General features: G+C 33.9%; 18 protein-coding genes. 3 read left to right on the top strand and 15 right to left on the bottom strand.

Annotated features, from left to right (window positions below):
* Window positions 1–17: 17 nt before the first annotated feature.
* From P5P89_RS17075 to P5P89_RS17105, 7 genes are all read right to left on the bottom strand, one after another.
* On the bottom strand, window positions 18–563 hold the full coding sequence (locus tag P5P89_RS17075) for a hypothetical protein (RefSeq protein WP_278009398.1): 546 nt from the start codon (window positions 561–563) through the stop codon (window positions 18–20).
* 209 nt (window positions 564–772) lie between these two features.
* Entirely contained in the window at window positions 773–1,147 is a 375-nt protein-coding gene (locus P5P89_RS17080) for a hypothetical protein (RefSeq protein ID WP_278009399.1), read from the bottom strand.
* An 88-nt stretch (window positions 1,148–1,235) separates the two neighbouring features.
* Window positions 1,236–1,469 (bottom strand): hypothetical protein, encoded by a 234-nt coding sequence (locus tag P5P89_RS17085; RefSeq protein WP_278009400.1) that lies wholly within the window; start codon window positions 1,467–1,469, stop codon window positions 1,236–1,238.
* A 292-nt stretch (window positions 1,470–1,761) separates the two neighbouring features.
* The gene (locus P5P89_RS17090) at window positions 1,762–2,316 is read right to left on the bottom strand and encodes a DinB family protein (RefSeq protein WP_278009401.1); all 555 of its coding nucleotides are present in this window, start codon (window positions 2,314–2,316) and stop codon (window positions 1,762–1,764) included.
* A gap of 57 nt (window positions 2,317–2,373) precedes the next feature.
* Window positions 2,374–2,880 carry a Crp/Fnr family transcriptional regulator gene (locus P5P89_RS17095; RefSeq protein ID WP_278009402.1) on the bottom strand — a complete coding sequence of 169 codons (507 nt, stop codon included), beginning with the start codon at window positions 2,878–2,880 and terminating at the stop codon, window positions 2,374–2,376.
* 81 nt (window positions 2,881–2,961) lie between these two features.
* Window positions 2,962–3,270, bottom strand: a complete 309-nt coding sequence (locus P5P89_RS17100; RefSeq protein WP_278009403.1) for a putative quinol monooxygenase — start codon at window positions 3,268–3,270, stop codon at window positions 2,962–2,964.
* A 13-nt stretch (window positions 3,271–3,283) separates the two neighbouring features.
* A complete protein-coding gene (locus P5P89_RS17105; RefSeq protein ID WP_278009404.1) occupies window positions 3,284–3,754 on the bottom strand; it encodes a group II truncated hemoglobin in 471 nt (156 codons plus the stop codon).
* 378 nt (window positions 3,755–4,132) lie between these two features.
* On the opposite strand from P5P89_RS17105, the gene P5P89_RS17110 reads away from it, so the two are divergent.
* The 3 genes from P5P89_RS17110 (at window position 4,133) to P5P89_RS17120 (ending at window position 6,367) form a co-directional block, all read left to right on the top strand.
* Window positions 4,133–4,681, top strand: coding sequence for a type 1 glutamine amidotransferase domain-containing protein (locus P5P89_RS17110; protein WP_278009405.1), 549 nt, complete (start codon window positions 4,133–4,135; stop codon window positions 4,679–4,681).
* Between the two features lie 303 nt (window positions 4,682–4,984).
* The gene (locus P5P89_RS17115; protein ID WP_278009406.1) at window positions 4,985–5,548 is read left to right on the top strand and encodes a hypothetical protein; all 564 of its coding nucleotides are present in this window, start codon (window positions 4,985–4,987) and stop codon (window positions 5,546–5,548) included.
* A gap of 252 nt (window positions 5,549–5,800) precedes the next feature.
* Window positions 5,801–6,367, top strand: a complete 567-nt coding sequence (locus tag P5P89_RS17120; protein WP_278009407.1) for an REP-associated tyrosine transposase — start codon at window positions 5,801–5,803, stop codon at window positions 6,365–6,367.
* 455 nt (window positions 6,368–6,822) lie between these two features.
* Here the strand turns inward: P5P89_RS17120 and P5P89_RS17125 are convergent, their stop codons facing one another.
* From P5P89_RS17125 to P5P89_RS17160, 8 genes are all read right to left on the bottom strand, one after another.
* Window positions 6,823–7,245, bottom strand: a complete 423-nt coding sequence (locus P5P89_RS17125; RefSeq protein ID WP_278009408.1) for a helix-turn-helix domain-containing protein — start codon at window positions 7,243–7,245, stop codon at window positions 6,823–6,825.
* 201 nt (window positions 7,246–7,446) lie between these two features.
* Complete coding sequence (locus P5P89_RS17130; protein ID WP_278009409.1) at window positions 7,447–7,638, bottom strand: YodC family protein; 192 nt, start codon at window positions 7,636–7,638, stop codon at window positions 7,447–7,449.
* Window positions 7,639–7,775: 137 nt separating this feature from the next.
* The gene (locus P5P89_RS17135; protein WP_278009410.1) at window positions 7,776–8,588 is read right to left on the bottom strand and encodes a hypothetical protein; all 813 of its coding nucleotides are present in this window, start codon (window positions 8,586–8,588) and stop codon (window positions 7,776–7,778) included.
* Window positions 8,588–9,070, bottom strand: coding sequence for a hypothetical protein (locus P5P89_RS17140; protein WP_278009411.1), 483 nt, complete (start codon window positions 9,068–9,070; stop codon window positions 8,588–8,590). Before P5P89_RS17140 ends, P5P89_RS17135 begins: the two co-directional genes overlap by 1 nt.
* Window positions 9,058–9,486: a hypothetical protein gene (locus P5P89_RS17145; RefSeq protein ID WP_278009412.1), complete on the bottom strand. Its 429-nt coding sequence runs from the start codon at window positions 9,484–9,486 to the stop codon at window positions 9,058–9,060. Before P5P89_RS17145 ends, P5P89_RS17140 begins: the two co-directional genes overlap by 13 nt.
* Window positions 9,487–9,842: 356 nt before the next feature.
* Window positions 9,843–10,037 carry a hypothetical protein gene (locus P5P89_RS17150; protein ID WP_278009413.1) on the bottom strand — a complete coding sequence of 65 codons (195 nt, stop codon included), beginning with the start codon at window positions 10,035–10,037 and terminating at the stop codon, window positions 9,843–9,845.
* A gap of 421 nt (window positions 10,038–10,458) precedes the next feature.
* Window positions 10,459–11,538, bottom strand: a complete 1,080-nt coding sequence (locus P5P89_RS17155; RefSeq protein ID WP_278009414.1) for an efflux RND transporter periplasmic adaptor subunit — start codon at window positions 11,536–11,538, stop codon at window positions 10,459–10,461.
* Window positions 11,528–14,812: an efflux RND transporter permease subunit gene (locus P5P89_RS17160; protein ID WP_278009415.1), complete on the bottom strand. Its 3,285-nt coding sequence runs from the start codon at window positions 14,810–14,812 to the stop codon at window positions 11,528–11,530. The genes P5P89_RS17155 and P5P89_RS17160 overlap by 11 nt, the downstream gene beginning before the upstream one ends.
* Window positions 14,813–14,820 lie beyond the last annotated feature (8 nt).

The following is a 14,820-nucleotide window of genomic DNA, read 5'->3' on the forward strand; positions in this document are numbered from 1 at the left end:
AATTTGATATAGTTATGCTATAGCTGTCTGATTTTTTGAAACATTTCTTCATACTTTTCTTTAAACATGCCTTCTGCTTTTTTAGGAAATGGAAACCTGTCAGTGCCTACATAAATATGAATGGTATTTTTATCCTCGTTCATCTTTCTTAAATGATGATATTTAACTAGCCAGGCATCGTAATGCTCTATTAGTTTTGACGCTTCGCCTAATAATTCCGGAGGTAAATGATGTCCATTTTCCAAAAGAATATCACGTATTTTTTTGTTCGAATTGTACATTATTTCATCTTCGAACTTCGCGTCATATTTTTCTAGCCTGGAATAAGTATTTTCGAATGCAAGGCGGGTTCTGTTTAAATGTGTATAAACCTGTCCAAGTAGTTCGGTTGTCTTTTTTCTCCATTCAAAGTCGGTGTTGTGTATTTGTGAGATTCTGTCAAATTCATGTTTTATTACAGCATTGCTTCTTTCAGTTTTTTTATGAAAATAATAGACAATAGCACTTGTTAAAATTGTGGTTACTATTGAACTGCCTAAAATTGTTTTCAATAAGTCTTCCATATTATTTACCTTTTTTAATTAGTTGATGTTTCTTTAAAAAACTTTTTTCATTGTCAAGCACTTTATGCATGAGGAATTGAAAATATTTTGCTGAAAGGAAACTAAATTATAAAAAAAAGTGTTAAGTGTTAGTTGTTCAGTTGTTTATGTTTTTTTTTCTTATAAATTGCCATTTAGTGACAGTTTAGAACATATGTAATATCAATTTGCTATTTGATTTTTTCAAAGTCCTCCCGTGTCATTACTGTCAATGTTTCTTTTTTGAAATCCCAGATAGAAACATACTTTTTTGACATGACATAATGAGTTTTCATTTTTGCAAATTTTCCATATAACATCAACGTACAAATATCTGTCGATGTTATTAAATCGTCTATGATATGGCTGTGGATTGTAGCTTCTATTTCATCTTTACTGCCAAATTCTATTGGGATGAGACTTTTATGCAATTGTTTTTGTTTTATTAATTTACTGTTGTTGTCAAATGTCAATAAATAATCATTTCCAAAAATCATAACACCATTATTTTTTGGACCAGTTAAAACAAATACTTTTTTCTCCTTATTGGTTATTAGAGGAATCAAATTAAGGTTAGTATTATTATATCTTTTGTATAATGTGTCTGAGTTGATAATTTTTAATGCTTCTGTTCTTATTTTATAGAGATGTAACTCACTTTCTGTCAGTTCCCTTTGGGCCAAAATCTGTTTTTGCAGTTTCAACCTTAAAATCGGTATCGAAGCTGATTGTTCCTAAGACTTTTGGCTTTTCATCTTTTGAATAGAAAATACAGGTTGAGGTTTCATTTTGGGTGTAAGAGAGATAACCGCCTATTTTTTCTTTTTCGCTATATTTTTCCATGAAAATATCGGTTCCGTACCATGAGGCCATTTCTGATTTATACAATATTTTTCCTTCTTCAATAATCGCAGCGGTTTTACTGTCAATTTTTGATTGCCCAAGAAGCTGAATCCAAATAATACAGTAAAAAGACAGATGGTGAATTTCATAATTAGTTTATTTAAGAGTTTTGTGCTATCAACGTTCTGCAACCTTGTGTCAGTGTTTGCTAAACGAAAATACGGTTTTATACCATTAGCTCATAATCGCATTCAGTTGCTAAATTAAGTTCATGAAGTCTTTTAATTATTTTTGGATCCGTTTCTCCACGTTTAAATCATCTGTTTACATTCTTTTTTTATCTGGCATCTTTCATCGAAGCCTCAATTCTGTCAATTTGGTTCAAATGTCTCATCATATGATTTACGTAGAATTGAAAAGTATCACCCAATTTTAATTTTACCAGACTTGAAATAGAAATCTGAATTTTTACCTTGTTCAGACTTATTTTTCCAGATTGGTTGAGTAAATCTAACAATTTAATTTGCTGATCAATAAATTTACTGATGACTGTTTTGTTAAGATTCGTATTTAAAGGGTTTTTGTCTCTAAACGTTTTCATTTTATTCAATTTTTCTTTTGGCAGCATCGTTTTTGAAAAGTAATTCCCTAAAAGTCCGCTTTTAAACTCAAAATCAGTTTTAGTATCTGAATTTTTTATTTTGCGTTCTATTTGTGGAAGGTAAAAGTCGCCATACAGATTCAAATGCTCCAGACATTCCAAAATGTTCCAGGACGTTTCATTTTCTCTCCAGATGAGTTTTTCTAAATCATAGGTTTGTAGCTTTTCAGCCTGATTTATGATTCGTTTTGTCTGTTCTAAAAGTGTGTGAATTAATATTTCTGATTGCATAATTTAAAATTTTACTGCAAAATTCAGGAAAGCATTTTTTATAAATCTTGATTGAAATCAAGATTTTTTTAATCTTGATAAAGTTTCGGGAGTCATCCTTAAGTAATTGGCAATATGGCGGTTTGGAATATGCTGAAAAAGCTGTGGACTCCTTTTTAAAACCCTTTCGTATCTTTCTTTTGGAGAACTTGTCAGGATATCTATTTCGCGCTCCATTTGTTGAATCACGAGGTTTTCCAGAATCTTCACCCACAAATTTCTGTTCGTTTCAGTTTCCAGAAATTTTTCAATTTGTGGTTTGGTAATTACTTTTAAAACGGTCTTTTTAATAGCCTGAATAGACAGTTCGGAAGGTTTTTGGGTTAAAAAAGAATCGAGTGAAACGATTATGTTGTCTTTGTAGCCAAACCGAATGGTCTGCTCTTCATCATTGTCTAAAACAAAAATTCTCAGACTTCCACTTTCCACATAATATAAATTAGTGTCAATGCTGTCTTTTACTTTCAGAAAATCATTTCTGTCGATAATGATGGTTTGATTCGAAAGTTCAATAATTTCTTTCATTAGTTTAGTTGAGATCTAAAGCTTGAAACGTTTAGAATCTTATTTCAAAAGCTCATACAAAGATTCGTAAGGGAGCGTATTTTATTTTTTTCTTCCTGTAACATCTGTTACTTTGTAGTGCCTCATTTCCAGAATATTTTCAAAGTATGGTTTTATTTTGCTGAAAAATAAAGGGAAGAGTTCGCTTTTTCTAAATCCCTGAAGGTGTTCCTCTGTTGAAGTCCATTCGATTCTTAAAATAAACTGTCCCAATTCTTCTTCACATTCTGTAAGCTCATATGCAATGCAAAAAGCAGAATTATCTAATTCTTTCGAAGCGTCCTTATAAGCAGCAATAAATTTCTGTCTTTGTTCTTCGCTAATCTTGTATCGGATATATTCAATTGTCATAAATGATATATTTTTAATTTATATAGGGTCCGCCAGTTGCACCCCAGTCCCATTTTGGCATAGGTTCGTTTGAGTCTATTGGATTTTCTGTCAGCTGAGAATTTATAACTGCGAGACGCGTGCCCCATTCGATATAGCCAACAAAAGCCGAACGAAATTCAGGATCACTTTTTAATCCAATTTCGTCTGAAGTTTGCAGAAGCAAATGAACCCAGCGCTGTCTCATTTCTTCTGTCAGCATTTTGCCAATATGTTTTCCAATCATTTTTGCATGGCTGCCATCATCATTAGACGTATATAATTTTTCACCGCCAAAAACTTCAGCAACAAAATGTGCTACGTGTTCAACATGATCAGGTGACATGTTTTTAAAGACTTCGCCCAGTATTTCGTCATTCAGTACTTTTTCGTAAAATTTCGAAAATAAAGTTTCAAAAGTCTTCATGTCGCCTGCCCATTCATACAATGTTGGTATATTTTTCATTCTTTGTATGTTTTGCAATAGTTGATGGAATAAATAAAATACTGGTTTGATTTACAGTATGTTATTTTAATTCAAAAATATGAAAATTTGCTTACAAATGATATTTGCTTTTATAAAAGCATGTGAAAAATGAAATGATGCCTTTAAAACAAGATTCGGTTTTCGAAATATCTTATGTTCGAACTTTAATCATATAACCCTTTACTAAATAAAATAGAGATCAATCTTATATAATTTCACTTTAATTTTTAATAATGATCTGAATAGTAATTAATTAACTTTTAGTAAAGAAAGGTTTAACATGGTCTGTTTTTGATTGGCTAACCGAATAAGTAATTTTAGATAAATCAAATTAATAACACATTAAATTTTAAAATTATGAAAAAGAATATAGCCATATTAGCCACAAACGGTTTTGAAGAATCAGAATTAGCATCGCCTAAAGCTTATCTGGAAGAGCAGGGCTGGAATGCCGATATCATCAGTTTAAAATCAGGAACTATAAAATCATGGAAAGATGGTAACTGGAGTAACGAATACGATGTTGATGTAACATTAGATCAGGCAAATGAAGCCAATTACGATGCTTTGGTTCTTCCGGGAGGTGTTATAAACCCCGATTTATTGAGAAGAGAAGAGGCAGCAGTACATTTTGTACGTTCCTTTTTTGAAAGTAAAAAACCGGTAGCGGCAATTTGTCATGGGCCTCAGATTCTGGTAGATGCTGATGTTTTGCAAGGCCGAAAAGTAACTTCGTTCTTCTCTGTTAAAAACGATTTAATAAATGCCGGAGCACAATGGGAAGACGCAGAAGTAGTCGTAGACAACGGATTGGTGACCAGCCGAAACCCTAATGATTTACCCGCTTTTAATAAAAAAATGGTGGAAGAAATTAAAGAAGGAAAACACGAGCGTCAGACAGTGTAAAAAAGATCTTTAATGAGGTTTATCAGGTTACAAAAATGCAGGATCAATTTTGGTCTTGCATTTTTTTGTTGGGTATAATTATGAGAGCGGGGACAATTGTAATTAGAAAGTCACACTACATGGTGTCAAAATGTTCTTCTCATCCGTTCGATCTAACTTACGAAGTAAGTCTGCATTATTTTTGTGTAACTTCGCGATCGGTTTTCAAAGGAATAATGTTGTTTAATTTACTAAAAATATAGTAGTTTCTACATATATTTGACAATAAATTCTGACCTCTATATAAATTAACTAAATATAATTATGAATAAACTTTATTTTAAAATTTTTATTTTTCTATTATCAATGCAATCAATAGCTCAAAAAGTAAAAATTGAGCTTATTACTAAAAATAATGATACAATAAGAGAATATCAAATATATTCGGATTATACCTTCGAAAATAGTATGGTTATTGATTTACAGAATAAATTAGTAGTTTACGATGCAAAAGATAAAAAGAAAGAATTTCTTCCTTCAGAGCTTAAATCATTTAATTTTATTAGAGATAATAAACGTGTTGAATTTATTAATGTCGAAGATAAAGTATTTGGATTCTTAATGTATTCTAATAAGCTAAAGCTGGTAAAAGCGGTAAGCTCTGGTTATACTAAAGTTTATTTTTTTATAGTTATAAGGCCTAATAATGGAAAAACATCTTATATGGAAGCTAAGGGTTTAAGCAGACTCATTTCAAAAAAAGTGATTACCCGTGAAATTACTGATTGCCCACAAATATTAGAAAAGGTAGAAAATAAAACTTTGAAAATTAATGGTGAAGAAGGTGTAATTGAATTGATTAAAGAATATGAATCGGATTGCTTTTAGAACTTTGATATTGGTCTAAAAAATTTTATATGACATAAATAAAGCCTTCAATTCTTATTGTTTTGAAGGTTTTCTAGTTTTTAATTCCTGCTCTCTTCTAAGTTCCGAGCTCCCGCACGAATCCCCGAGCTCCCGCACGAATCCTTTCGTGTGGGCTTTTGAAACCTAATTTTTCTTATTACATTATAACTAATTGTTTGTCATATATAAAACAACAATATATATTTACGGAATAATCTTATTTTTTTGTCAATGAGTAGAAATTACAAATTTCATAATCCTGAAGGATTGTATTTTATAAGTTTTGCAGTAGTAGGTTGGTTAGATGTATTTACGCGAAATGAATATAAAGATTTGTTTATTGAAAGCATTGTCTATTGTCAGAAAAACAAAGGATTAGAAATTCATGCATGGTGTATTATGAGTAATCATGTGCATTTGGTTTTTCGTAGTATAAAAGGACAAAAACCTGAGTTATTAGTGGGGGACTTAAAAAGGTTTACCAGTAATTCCATAGTAAAAAGCATACAGGAAAATCCAAGAGAAAGCCGAAAAGAATTTCTGTTGGATTTTTTCAGAAAAGAAGCCCAAAAGAGTTCAAATGTAAAACATTACCAATTTTGGCGTCATGATAACAAACCAATAGAGTTGTGGAGCAATAAAGTAATTCAGCAAAAAATAGACTATGTGCATAATAATCCGGTTGAAGCTGGCTTAGTATATAAACCTGAAGATTATGTGTACAGTAGTGCTATTGATTATTCAGGACAGAAAGGTCTTATTGGTGATGTAGTTTTATTTAGAATGTTTGAGGTATAAGAAACTCTGGTTTTCAAAAGCCCACACGAATCCTTTCATCGCTCCCCATCGCTCCCGCACGAATCCTTTCGTGTGGCTTTTGAAATCTAAATTTTATCATTTTGTACTCGTTGCAAATAAGCACCAAAGAGGTTTTCATTATTTTTAGAAGCAGAAAATTGGTCCTCATAATAGCTTTTAGTCCCGCTGTCCTTCCAATCTTTTATTTTTTAAAGGAAAAAATAAAAGGATTTTCCCTCCCATCGGGACTAGATAAGAAATTTAGTCTTTTATGATGATATAGTAAAATTTAGAATGTTTTTTGAGGTATAAGAAAATTTGGTTTTCAAAAGCCCACACGAAAGGATTCGTGCGGGAGCGGGGATGTTCGTTACTTTTTTTTACATTTTTGCCCATTAAAAAAGCTCAACTAAACGGTTGAGCCTTTTATCCTATGAAAAAGTAATACTTTCAAATTACTTAATATTTATATTTGTTAATAAGCTTTCCAGCTTAGCCATCATCTCTTCTTTTTCTTTCAGCATACGTTCGTAAAGAGCAATTTTTTCATCATAAAGTTGAATGACTTTATCTATTGGATTAAAAGTTGGGTGAAAATTATAAGTTATTCCTGTTGAACTGTCGTTATTTGTAAAAGTATTAGATATAATATTTACCGCTTGCTCCTCATCAAAATTCTGGAATGCTTCAACAGGAATTTTCAATGCATTTGAGATTTGTCTGAGCATATCATCTTCGATTACATCTTTTTGCTCCAACAAAGAAATTTTCTTCTGATTCCAGTCGTTACCCAAATCAAAAGCTAATGCTTCCTGTTTGATGCCCAACATTTCCCTGAATCGTTTTACATTTCTTCCCTGATGTATTTTTTGTTCCATAATATCAATTTTCTGAAGGCTTAAAGCCATTTGCATTAAAAAGTCTTAATTTCAAAGGTAAAAAAATATTCAGTATAATATTAATCTTTCCTTTTCTCTTTTAGAATAGAATGCAATTCTCCGCACTCTGGACTCAAAAGCCCACACGAAAAGATTCGTGCGGGAGCGGGGGAGCGTAGGGATTAATGATGATTTTAATTACTACAAAAATGTAATATCAATATCATCATTATCATGTTCAATACTTGTAGCTTTAAAATGTGATGATTTTAAAGCTTTTTTGTCAAACCATTCACAAGCAATTAATCCATTTTCAGGCTCTATATAATCTATTGTCATTAGTGGCCCACCGCTCTTTAGTCTAACGGTATCACCAGGTTTAAATTCTACCATAATATTTATTTTAGTGTTAATTGATAAGAATAAGTAAACGTGAAGTTATTCTTGAAGCTATTTTCTCGTAGCCCTAAATCCCCCCGTCTGGTACTCGTTGCAAACGAGCACCAGACGGGGATGTTAGTTGTATTTTTTTAAAACGGTAGGTCTTCACCATCGTCAAATAGACTTTCATCGGTATCGTCAAAGTAACTTTTTTTAATAATTCTTCTATGTTTTTCTTGATTAAATTGAATGCCAATACTTTTTTCAAATTGATTGACAAAGTAGTCATGATTGAATGAATAAATTTCAATTTTGTCATCTAAAATAACATGAAGGTGATTTTCATAATTCATAGACCTTGGATAGACTCTCCATCGAGTTATTGGTCCAGGAATAGTTAAATTTTCTCCGTTACTTTGAATAACGACTAATGCATTTTCACATTCAACGATATTTCCAAAATATGCAGTTCCACCACTTATTACCTCACCTTTCCATGCATGTAGATTGACTGAATCAAGTTTAGTGAATTTTTTTTCACCTTTATCTAAATTTGCATAATAGTTTAGTTTTATAATATCAAAGCCACCATTTCTGGCTTTGTAAATTTTATCTTCTATACCCCAACTTAAAAAATGTTTATCATTATTTATCTCAAAAATATCTTTGTCATTTATATTACTATCAAAATTCCGAATAGGAATTTCTCTATCATTTTTTCCTTTTTCGATACTCCATTTAAATTGAGCTAAAAACGATTTCTCTACTAATGAAGTATTGTAAATGTTTAAATATGAATAGTTTGAAAAAGAAGAATGATTTTTACTTATTTGATAAATAGGATTTTGTTTTTCAACTCTTTTTAAATTATTAGGCAAACTATTTGCTAAATTTAACTCGAACAGTCCTTCATCACCACCAGATAAAGCTAACTGTGGGTATTTATTTGCTTTTATAGACATTAAATTACAATCCCAAATTTTTTTGGGCGAGAACTAACTGCAAATTTATCTCCTTTAGGTCTATGTGCAGAACCCGAATATAGTCCTTTTTCATGTATAAAATATAATTTATTACTATATATTTCAGTGTCAGTTGGTATAATTCCTGTTGGTGTATCTTGTTCTCCAAATAAGAATTTTTCAAGTTCTTTTTCGGTTAATTCAAGTGATAATTTTTCAATTTTATTGAATTTTTTTAATAATATTCTTTTAAAGTCTGGGTCTTTAAATAATTCAATAAGAGAAGATTTGTATAAATAATTACCGTCTAAAAAACAAAAAGTCATTGCGATTTTATCAGTTTCTTTTTTGATGAAAGATTGAACTAATTCATTCCATTTATATACTTTTAGAGCTCCATCAAAAGTCCATAGATATAGTCTACCGCGATATATTTGACAGTCGTAATAATCTCCTTTGATACTTATTTTTACAGGTTGCATGATATACCTCTTCTAATTTTGTTCATCTTCGCTTTTGTAATATACTTTTTAGTTACCCATTTTTTTAAAATATTTTCTAAAGGAATATCTTGAGCGCGATTCATATAATCTGCAGGATAACCATGCCAAATATTATTTTTATTGGCATCAACAAATTTAGCCAATTTTAATTCTTGTTTATCATTGTTCAATCCTATAACTTTTAAGAAATCGTTTTCTATAATTAATCCCCAAGCTTTTGAATTAGAAATCCAATTTTCAGTAAATGAATTAGAAAAACAATTTACTTCTTCTTCAAAAGATATAGTCCAAACACACTTATTTGCATTACCAACACGTCTGTGTTGTGAAGATATTATGTATTCACTTAAGACTTTTGGGCTTAAATTTATTCTTTCATCTGCGGTATATGGCATATTTATTCGGTTTTTTTTAAATTAAGACTAATGTTAGCCGCTACATGAGGTGCAATGAAACTTATAATAAGTGTTTCCTGTTAAATTATAAATTTTCAAAGCGAAACGGCAATTTCACAAAATCTTTGCATTTTGTATAACGGCGGTTAGACATTCGGTTGTTTATCCACAAAGTTTTCGGTAAAGTTTTCAAACCGTTTAAGTCGGAAATATTTTAAAACTGAATATTATATTTTCAAAACACACAAAATTTCAAAATGATTACAGAACAAATAACATTTCTAAGTCAGTAAAAATTTACCGTTTTCTTTGGTTTCATATTTCAAGTCCACCAAAGAAATGGTTGATAATTTTAGTTATTTAACCAATTGATAAACAATACTAAAATTATATGCAATTTGGTTGGTCACAATGTCGTATTTTTCAATCACCCAACCGTCTGCCAAGTGTTGGTTTAATTCGGTTAATTCAAATTCAATATTTCTTTTACCTGAATTACTTGTATCATTCGACACTTTTGAAGAAACATTTGCTACTAATACTTTTCTCATTTTGTTTATTGTTAAGATTAAAATTAAACTATTTCCGTCTGAGTCAGTTCGGCAGAACTGATGCCTAACTTATATATATGAAACTAACATTCGTCAATCTACCTAAATTTGGCTGTATACTCGAAGTTTTGTTTCATATTATTCTTTCCAAAAATATCATTTTGGAGCTATAAACAACCACGTACTTATACCTGATTTATTCCTTATGAAACCCAAACCTTAGCCCTGATAGCAGTGAAGTAATCTTTTGTGCCGGGGTTAGGCACAAAAGATTACTTCACTTTATATTCATTTAATCGGAGTTCAGTGAACTTCGTTTGTAACGGATAGCAGGAAACAGCTCCTAAATAAAAAAAGTGCCATAAAACCTAAGTCTTACAGCACTTTCGAACAAATCAATAATTAATTAAATGAGTACAGGTTATTCGTTTATAACATCGCCTTCCTTAATTTCTTCGCTGGCGATTTTTATCAGTCTGTCTTTGCGGTTCAAATCACCGAATATTTCGATTTTATCTTCGATTTCCCTTCCTTTTTTTACATCTACTCTTGTGGCTTTGTGGTTCAGTACTTTAATCACAAACAAACCTTCCGCAGAACTCACCAAAGCCGATTTTGGCACTACAAAGGTGCTGTCTTTTGCGTTAAGCGGCAATAGCACTTCGGCTACCATTCCGGGTAATAAATTTCCTTTGGTGTTGTGAACGTCCATTTCGACACGTTCAGAACGCAGTTTCAAATCTAAAGCACCTGACATTCTGGTGATTGTTGCTTTAAAAGTTTCCGGCAATGATTTTACGTTAAAACTCATTTCGTCGCCACTGTGTAAATATCCGGTGTACAATTCGGGAACTGAAACCGCCAGACGCAATTTGTTTTGCTGCTGAATCGTCAATAATGGCGAACTTGAACTAGGACCCACAAAAGTTCCTAAATTCACGTTTCTGGATGCCACAACACCATCAAAAGGAGCTCGGATTTCAAGATAACCTCTCATGATTGACACTTCTTTATGCGCTGCAACCGCTGCCTGATATTGGGCATAATCAGAGTTTTTCTTTCCGCTGGCCATTTCCAGATCATTTTTAGAAATCGTTCCTTCGACCTTGCTCGTTTCATACAAACGGTTGTAGGTGCTTTTGCTGGTCGCGTAAATAGCTTCCATCGATTTTAATCTCGATTGGGCTGCCGCCAGTTGTGAACTGATTTCCGGCGCTTCCAAAACGATCAAAAGCTGTCCTTTGGTTACTTTTGAACCAATATCTACTTTTAATGTTTTTACGAAACTGCTCACTTTAGCATACAGATCCACTTGTTGAAAACCGGTTAATTCGGCTGGCAAACGCAATTCGGTAGTTAGTTTTTCTTTTTCTAAAAGAAACGTTTCTGTTTTAGGTTCGATGGCTGCCGTAACTACTTCTTCTTTCTTATTATTACAACTAGTTAGAAGAAATACGGCTGCAAAAAATAATGCGGTCGATTGTATAATTTTAGTTATCATTTTTTGGATTTATTGATGAGATATAATGGATGCTTTCTTCGTCTTCAGGATCTAAAGAAACAGATTGTGTCGTGGTATGTTCCTGCGCCCAGGCAAAAATTAGTGGTAAAATCAATAATACAGCAAAGGTCGAAAATAACAGTCCGCCAATTACGGCTCTACCCAACGGAGAAACCTGATCGCCTCCTTCGCCGTGCCCAATCGCCATAGGCAACATTCCCGCAATCATCGCCACCGAAGTCATGATAATCGGACGAAGACGCAGTGCCGCAGCTTCACGAGCCGACTCTAAGGCGTTTCCGTTTATTTTTCGCAATTGTTCGGCATTGGTAACCAATAAAACGGCATTCGCAATCGAAACCCCAACCGACATGATGATCCCCATATACGATTGTAAGTTTAGGGTTGAACCAGTAATGGTCAGCATTAATAACGCTCCTAAAACTACCGCCGGAACTGTGGTTAAAATCACCAGAGAAACCTTGAATGACTGGAAATTAGCGGCCAACATTAAGAAGATTACAAAGATGGCAACCAATAACCCTACTTGTAAACTACTTAATGTTTCTTCCAATACTTTACTCAGTCCAATTGGCGTGACAAACAAGCCACGTGGTAATTCGCCTAATGAACTGATTGTTGCAGCCACATCTTTAGTCGCCGTCCCCAAATCGGTTTGACTGATGTTTGCTGTAACCGTAATGTATGGCATTGCCCCTAAATTGTCATTTTCACCGCTTACAAAGCCGGGTGTAATTTTGGCGATGTCGCTTAAAACAGGACGAAGCGAGTTTTTTAATACCGGAATTTCTCCAATATCAGTTTTGCTTTTCATTTGGTTCAACGGCACCTGAACCTGAACATTCACCGAAAGACCTGATTTTTCATCGATCCACGTATTTTTTTCCGTATATCTGGATGATGAGGTAGCAGCAACCAGCGAACGCGAAATATCGTTCATATCAACACCTAATTCGGCAGCACGGGTTCTGTCAATATCAATATTCATGGCCGGATAATGAATAGGCTGACCAATCTGAACATCTCTGAAATACGCTATTTTCTGTAGTTTTTCTACAATTTGACTGGCATATAATTCATTTCGTTTTTTGTCTTTTCCGGCAATTCGAATTTCGATTGGAGTAGGAGAGCCCTGACTCAAAACCTTATCTGTCAATTCGATAGGTTCGAAAGAGATTTTTACATCCGGAAGGATTTTCTTGATTCTCGCCCGAAGGTCATCTTTAAAATCATCCATATCGGTATGATATTCTTTTAAACTCACCTGAAAAACCGCTTCATGAGAACCTGCCATAAACAGATAAATCGGGTTAATCGAGAACAGCGACGGGTGCTGACCAACATAGACAGACGAAATTCCGATGTGTTCTTTGCCCACCATTTTCTCTAATTCTTTCAATACCAAAATGGCTTTTTCTTCTGTGCGTTCCAAACGGGTTCCGTCAGGAGCACGCATTCTCAGCTGAAACTGACTTGAATTTACTTTCGGAAAAACATCTTTTCCGATAAAGGTTAAGAAGACTAAAGCAAGAACCGTAATTCCGATTAAATAGGTTAAACCCGCTATTTTTTTGTATGGAAAAAGTCTGTCCAGCGTTCTCATAAATCGGATTCTGAAACGCTCAAAAGCACCTATTTTTCCGTTGCCATCAGTATCCGTTCTTTCAACATACTCTTTTTTCTGAGTGATCAGTTGTTTCTCAGATTCCGGCGTCAATCCGCAAGCGTTGAATTCGGCTTCATCGTCTGTGATTTCCGGTGTATGTTCGTGTTTTGGATGCGCTTTCATTAACCAGTTTGCCATGACAGGAACAAAAGTCTGAGAAAGTAAAAACGAAATTACCATCGAAAAACCAATCGCCAGTGCCAACGGCAAAAACAAGGCTCCCGGAATTCCGACCATTGTAAAGGCAGGTGCAAAAACCGCCAGAATACAAAGCAGGATCAATAATTTGGGCAAGGCAATTTCCTGACAAGCATCCCAAATCGCGAGTGCTTTTGGTTTGCCCATATCGAGATGCTGGTGAATGTTTTCGATGGTTACGGTACTTTCATCCACCAGAATTCCAATCGCCAAAGCGAGTCCGCTCAAAGACATTAAGTTGATGGTCTGTCCGAATAATTTCAGGAATAAAACGCCCGAAATAATCGAAATTGGAATGGTCAGGATTACGATTAACGCCGCACGTCTATCACTTAAGAATAGTAAAACCATTAATCCGGTAAGGACTGCTCCGATGATTCCTTCGGTAATCAAACTTTTAACCGAGTTGATGACATAAACCGACTGGTCAAATTCGTATGATAATTGTACGTCTTCGGGAAGTGTACTCTGAATTTTAGGCAATTCGGCTTTTAATTTCTGAACCACATCCCAGGTTGAAGCGTCTCCGGCCTTTGCAATACTGATATAAACAGAACGTTTTCCGTTTACCAAAGCATATCCGTTGGTCACATCGGCACCGTCCTTTACGGTTGCCACATCACCTAATTTCAGGTTTTGAACTCCGCCTTTAAACAACGGAATCTGCTCAAAATCCTTGATTTCCTTAATCGTATTATTGGTTGGCGAAATGTAATTGATATCGCCAATTCTTACGTTTCCGGATGGAGCGGTCTGGTTGTTCACACGAATCGCTTCCACAATCTGATCGGGTGTCAGGTTATGTGAACGCAACAAATCAGGATCTACGTTAACCTCTACCGTTCTTGGGCTTCCGCCAAAGGGAGCCGGAGATAATAAACCTGGAATCGAAGTAAAAGAGGCACGAACATAGACATTCGCCAAATCCTGCAATTCGTTGTTAGAACGTATTTTACTGCTTAAAACCAATTGTCCAATTGGCAAAGAAGAAGCATCAAAACGAATGATAAACGGAGGCTGTGTTCCCGGAGGAAATGCCGCCTGAATTCGGTTCGAGAGTGAACTTAATTCGGCTGCAGCCTGCGCCATATTAGTGTTTTCATAATAGGTTAATTTCATAATCATTAACCCCTGAATATTCTTGGTTTCTACCGATTTTACGCCATTGGCAAAAGGAAGAATGTTTACATAGTTTTTGGCAAAATAAGCCTCCATCTGGTCCGGTGTATACCCTCCAAAAGGATGCGCAATATAAATTACCGGCAAATTCATCTTCGGAAGAATATCTACCTTAATGTCTTTGATGGCACCAATTCCGAAGAAAAATAGACCCGCAACCAATACTAATATGGAGATGGGTTTGCGGAGTGCAAAACGTATTAAATTCATTAGGATCT

Origin of the sequence: Flavobacterium gyeonganense (assembly GCF_029625295.1) — a bacterium.
Taxonomy (GTDB): domain Bacteria; phylum Bacteroidota; class Bacteroidia; order Flavobacteriales; family Flavobacteriaceae; genus Flavobacterium; species Flavobacterium gyeonganense.

Excerpts from the sequence above, each read along its gene's own strand:
- P5P89_RS17155 (WP_278009414.1), bottom strand. The coding sequence starts at position 11,538 with ATGATAACTAAAATTATACAATCGACCGCATTATTTTTTGCAGCCGTA.
- P5P89_RS17075 (WP_278009398.1), bottom strand. The coding sequence starts at position 563 with ATGGAAGACTTATTGAAAACAATTTTAGGCAGTTCAATAGTAACCACA.
- P5P89_RS17120 (WP_278009407.1), top strand. The coding sequence starts at position 5,801 with ATGAGTAGAAATTACAAATTTCATAATCCTGAAGGATTGTATTTTATA.
- P5P89_RS17100 (WP_278009403.1), bottom strand. The coding sequence starts at position 3,270 with ATGACAATTGAATATATCCGATACAAGATTAGCGAAGAACAAAGACAG.
- P5P89_RS17160 (WP_278009415.1), bottom strand. The coding sequence starts at position 14,812 with ATGAATTTAATACGTTTTGCACTCCGCAAACCCATCTCCATATTAGTA.
- P5P89_RS17145 (WP_278009412.1), bottom strand. The coding sequence starts at position 9,486 with ATGCCATATACCGCAGATGAAAGAATAAATTTAAGCCCAAAAGTCTTA.
- P5P89_RS17150 (WP_278009413.1), bottom strand. The coding sequence starts at position 10,037 with ATGAGAAAAGTATTAGTAGCAAATGTTTCTTCAAAAGTGTCGAATGAT.
- P5P89_RS17115 (WP_278009406.1), top strand. The coding sequence starts at position 4,985 with ATGAATAAACTTTATTTTAAAATTTTTATTTTTCTATTATCAATGCAA.
- P5P89_RS17110 (WP_278009405.1), top strand. The coding sequence starts at position 4,133 with ATGAAAAAGAATATAGCCATATTAGCCACAAACGGTTTTGAAGAATCA.
- P5P89_RS17135 (WP_278009410.1), bottom strand. The coding sequence starts at position 8,588 with ATGTCTATAAAAGCAAATAAATACCCACAGTTAGCTTTATCTGGTGGT.
- P5P89_RS17125 (WP_278009408.1), bottom strand. The coding sequence starts at position 7,245 with ATGGAACAAAAAATACATCAGGGAAGAAATGTAAAACGATTCAGGGAA.
- P5P89_RS17095 (WP_278009402.1), bottom strand. The coding sequence starts at position 2,880 with ATGAAAGAAATTATTGAACTTTCGAATCAAACCATCATTATCGACAGA.
- P5P89_RS17090 (WP_278009401.1), bottom strand. The coding sequence starts at position 2,316 with ATGCAATCAGAAATATTAATTCACACACTTTTAGAACAGACAAAACGA.
- P5P89_RS17105 (WP_278009404.1), bottom strand. The coding sequence starts at position 3,754 with ATGAAAAATATACCAACATTGTATGAATGGGCAGGCGACATGAAGACT.
- P5P89_RS17140 (WP_278009411.1), bottom strand. The coding sequence starts at position 9,070 with ATGCAACCTGTAAAAATAAGTATCAAAGGAGATTATTACGACTGTCAA.
- P5P89_RS17130 (WP_278009409.1), bottom strand. The coding sequence starts at position 7,638 with ATGGTAGAATTTAAACCTGGTGATACCGTTAGACTAAAGAGCGGTGGG.